Below are 3,098 nucleotides of genomic sequence, written 5' to 3'. Positions count from 1 at the left end.
TTCCGCGCGCTTTTCCGGCTTGGTGTTCTTGCGGATGTAGTAGCGGATGCCGTTGGGCAGGGTGCCGATCTTCACGGCCGGGTCCATGGGGAGCGGCGCAGTGAGCGCAAACGAATCGCGCGGGGCGGGCTTGGTCTTCGCGGCAGGCTGCGCGCCAACGGCGCAGGGCAGGATCAGCGCCAGCAGCGACGCCGCGCGGCGTAAAGCGTGAGTAGTCATTTCCGTTTCGATGCGTCGGGCGTGGTTAGCTCTGGCCGAACTTGCCCCGCAGCAGGGCACGAAGATCCACGATGGGTTCGATGATGGCGCCTTCGCGCGGCCCGGGGAGCGGCTGCAGTGGCGGCGGGTCAGGTTCGCCAAGCGTGACCCGCTGCATGGTCTGGCGCACGCCGGGATCGAGAAAGCGCGACAGCTGCGAGAACGCGAAATCGGCCCCCATACGGGTGGCGTAGCTGTGCAGGGGATACGTGACGTACAGTTCGTTGCGGGCGCGCGTCATGGCCACGTACAGCAGGCGACGTTCTTCCTCCACCTGCGCCTCGTCGTTGGCGGCGCGCGCCATGGGGAACACACCGTCGCTGGCATGAATGACGAACACCACGTCCCATTCCTTGCCCTTCGAGGAATGCACCGTGGACAGGATGAGCGCATCGTCCTCGTCGGTGCTGCCCACGGCGAGATCCTGTGTGGCGGCCGGGGGCTCGAGGGCGAGCGTGGCGAGAAAGCTGGTGCGGTCGGCGTAGCCGGCGGCGATGGTCTCGAGCTGATCGAGATCGGCCATGCGTGGCGGCGCGTCGTCGTAGGTGGCCTGCAGAATGGGGTCGTACAGCTGACGCACCAGGCGGATGCTCTCCCCCGGGCTGTGCGGCTGGTTCGCCCGCTCCACGCGCCGCATGCCGTCGAACAGGGCCGCCACCGCCTGCAGGGCAGGGCGCGAGCGCGCCGCGGCGCGGACGGCGCCGATGGCCATGGGTTCCCACTGGTGATGCGACAGCAACTCGATGGCGGCGCGCGCCGTGGCATCGCCCACGCCGGGGAGCAGCCGGAGAATGCGGTACCAGCTCACCTCGTCGCGCGGATTCTCGAGAATGCGCAGGAAGGCCAGCATGTCCTTGATGTGCGCGGCTTCGAGGAACTTGAGCCCGCCCCACTTTTCATACGGAATGCGCCGATTGGCCAGTTCGATTTCGAGATCGGCGCTCAGATAGCCGGCGCGGAACAGCACGGCCATCTCGCGCAGCGGCGTGCCCTGCTCGTGCAGCTCCAGCAGCCGGTCCACCACGAAGGCCGTCTGCATCGCTTCGTCGCGCACCGTGACCAGCCACGGTGCCTCACCGCCATCGCGCTCGGTCCACAAGCGCTTGGAGTACCGCTCGGTGCTGCGCGAGATGATGGTGTTGGTGGTCTCGAGAATGGGCGCGATGCTGCGGTAGTTCTGCTCGAGCGTGACGATGCGTGTGCCGGGGAACTGCTGGGGAAAATCGAGGATGTTGCGGATGGTGGCGCCGCGGAAGGCATAAATGCTTTGCGCGTCGTCGCCCACCACCGTGAGCTTGCCGTTGGTGCACAGCCCGCGCAGGATGCGCGACTGCAGCGGGTTGGTGTCCTGGTACTCGTCCACCAGCACGTGGTCGTACAACGCGCGCATCTGCTGCGCGATGGGCGGCGCCTGTTCCAGCAGCAGCGCCCACGACAGCAGCAGGTCGTCGTAGTCGAGCAGGTTGCGCTCGCTCTTCCGCTTCACGTAGTCGGCGAAGCAGCGCTCGATGTCCCCGGTCCAGCTGAGGAAGTGCGGCCACTGGTCGCCGAGGATGTCGGCGACGTCGTGTCCGGTATTGACGTGCCGTGAATAGATGGACACCAGCGTTTCGGCGCGGGGAAAGCGTGGCGCGCCGCGCGGGGCGTTCTTGAGGTCCCCGTAGCCGAGGGCGGAGCGGGCGAGTCCCATGAGGTCGCCGGCGTCGGACTGGTCGAGGATCGTGAAGTCGGCGGGCAGTCCCGCGGCGGGGCCGAAGCGGCGGAGCAGCTTGTGGGCGATGCCGTGGAAGGTGCCGCCCTGCACGTGCTGGGAGTCGGACCCCACGAGCCGTTCACAGCGGCTGACCATTTCCTGGGCGGCGCGCCGGGTGAACGTGAGCAGCAGGATGCGCTGTGGCGGTACGCCCCGGTTGATAAGCGCGGCCACCCGATGGATGAGGGTGCGGGTCTTTCCGGACCCGGCCCCGGCGACAATAAGGAGGGGCGTATCCCCATGGCTGGCCGCCGCGGCCTGCGCCGCATTGAGCGCGGGTCCCTCCGCCGAGGGTGGCGGCGGGACGACGCGGCGCGCCGGCAGCGGTACATGGACGCGGGGCAGGTTATCGGCCATCCCCGAAGATATGGAGAAGGGCTGACGGAAATGAGGGCCCGGGGGCGTGACGTTTGCGGCCGATCGTCGTCCGTGCTCAGTTCGGCGTGGGTTCAGCAGGCGTTTTCGGTTTCTGTACGGACTGCCGTCGTGGATAACCCGGTGTCGGTCGGGGTCCGTCGCAACTTTGTGACGACCCGGACCGCGGACCGCCGCGTGCGGTAGCTTGACCGTGTCGTGACCTCTCCCTAGGTTTGCAACTTGCTATTGTCGCGAGGCGTGTGTGCGCCACCCTACCCTTGGGTGAGCGGGCGCGTTCCTCGATGGTGATAGGTGATGGGCTCGCGTGTTGGCGGAGCTTGGACCGTTCAGCGCGAGTGGAGGACTGTCTCCTCGGAGACAGGCAGGATTTCCGGGCATCACCCTGTGCAGTACGACACTGAACTCCTTTCGGCCGCTCCCCGATCCGAGATCAGGTCCTCTGCGGTACATCGGTGATGAGGCGTGCGCCGACCGGCGTCGCTTACCACAGCAGTTCTGTTGTTGCGCGGTCACCCGATCCGCGGAACGGCAACTACCTCCACTACCTCGCAAGAGGGGGATGAATGCAACTCTTTTCTCGGAACAAGGCGCTCGCCGCCCTGAGCCTCGGCGCCCTGGCGGCGCTCGGTGCTTGCGGTGACGACGTCACGGTGCCCGCGCCGGTGAATCCGCCGGTACAGGTGACCATGTCGCCGTCCAACGCCAACGT

2 protein-coding genes are annotated in these 3,098 nt (G+C 67.2%); both read right to left on the bottom strand.

Features of this window, described 5'->3' with window-relative positions; all coding sequences use genetic code 11:
- Nucleotides 1–219, bottom strand: a 219-nt coding sequence (locus ACIQ6O_RS15365) for a hypothetical protein (protein WP_396208654.1), incomplete at its 3' end; no start/stop codon positions are given.
- Nucleotides 220–244: 25 nt separating this feature from the next.
- Entirely contained in the window at nt 245–2,368 is a 2,124-nt protein-coding gene (locus ACIQ6O_RS15360) for an ATP-dependent helicase (protein ID WP_396208653.1), read from the bottom strand.
- Nucleotides 2,369–3,098 lie beyond the last annotated feature (730 nt).

The sequence above is a fragment of the Gemmatimonas sp. genome (genome assembly GCF_044345575.1).
Lineage (GTDB): Bacteria > Gemmatimonadota > Gemmatimonadetes > Gemmatimonadales > Gemmatimonadaceae > Gemmatimonas.
This window is presented reverse-complemented; position numbering and strand designations above follow the sequence as displayed.